The organism is Ancylomarina sp. YFZ004, from assembly GCF_054254355.1.
The window spans coordinates 1-1,249 of the sequence record NZ_JBTCHQ010000034.1; the positions used below are offsets into that span (position 1 = coordinate 1).

A 1,249-nucleotide genomic window follows, 5' to 3' on the forward strand; every position below is an offset into this window, starting at 1 on the left:
TTCCGTCCCGATAGTTATCGGGATCGGAATGGGGTAAATGGTTTGAGGTGTGAACCAACAAGAAAGTCTGGTGGATATCATCGGACTATTTTACCCTAAAATAGTGAGAATGAAGTAATGCCCTTTGACTCCATATACCGCAAGTCTGCGACTTGTGGTCCCTACCAGATGACGATACATTCGCATGAATCTAAAACACAAGAGCTAAATTAAGGACAATCAAAAACCCAACACTTTTAAATTATTGGGCTTTTTAGTTTTTACCGCGACTCCAAGATTTTAAGAAGACACAATTTTAAAAGACATATGATAGTTAAATCAAAAATTTTAGTGGGTAACTATATTTTTTTGCCTACTGGATAATACGTCGTAACTTGAAGGTACTGCCGATTTTGGCAGTAAAATATACATGAAGCTCTAAAAAATAATATGACCATGAAAACCCCACAAACACCATCCCTATTATCAGAAGACTTCAAAGCAATCGAAGCGCAAACAAAGAAACATATTGAGGCTGTACAAGCTGGTGACTGGGCTAGTGCTATGGCAAACTATACCGAGGATGCCATAGTTATGCCTCCCAATAGTCCAGCCATTGAAGGGCGCGCCAACATACAGACCTTTATGGAGTCTTTTCCCCCGTTTAGTAATCACAGTCTAGAGATTGTCGAGATAGAGGGTCGAGGCGATATGGCTTACGTCCGAGGTACCTACACGATGACGCTCACCCCTGAGGGAGGTGAAGCGATCACCGATTCTGGAAAATATATTGAAATCCGAAAAAAGCAGACTGATGGTTCCTGGCTTCTAACACACGATATCTTTAACTCAGATATCGAAATAGCGCATTAGAACATTCCGCTTTTTTAAGAACTTGTAACTAAAGATCTGTTTATTTCCTGACCCTTGATGACAGCAGGGCTCAGTAGTAGCACACGTGTATATTACAGTGATAAGGCTGACGTAAGCGAGCTGGGGAAGATTGTTCGACAAAAGGAATAGAAGTAAAAGGGCATCGAAATATTAAGTGAAAGTATAGAAGAATCACCCAGGGCTTATAAGGCTATTTTTGAAGTGATGAACCAACAAAAAAGCCTGGTTGATATCATCGGCCTGTTCTACCCTAAAATCGTAAGAATGAAGTAAGCCTCACTTCATACGTAAGGCTGCGACTTGGAGGCATTGCATGAGGAAATTATAATTGCATTTCTGTTTGAATGTGGGAGCTAAATAATTCACCAAATGACAT

The 1,249-nt window shown here is 40.4% G+C and carries 1 protein-coding gene; it reads left to right on the plus strand.

Annotation, left to right across the window (positions count from 1 at the left end; genetic code table 11):
• Window positions 1-435 precede the first annotated feature (435 nt).
• Complete coding sequence (locus ACXR6G_RS20095) at window positions 436-852, plus strand: YybH family protein (RefSeq protein ID WP_458363242.1); 417 nt, start codon at window positions 436-438, stop codon at window positions 850-852.
• Window positions 853-1,249 lie beyond the last annotated feature (397 nt).

Coding starts and splice junctions, on each gene's coding strand:
- ACXR6G_RS20095 (WP_458363242.1), top strand. CDS start 436: ATGAAAACCCCACAAACACCATCCCTATTATCAGAAGACTTCAAAGCA.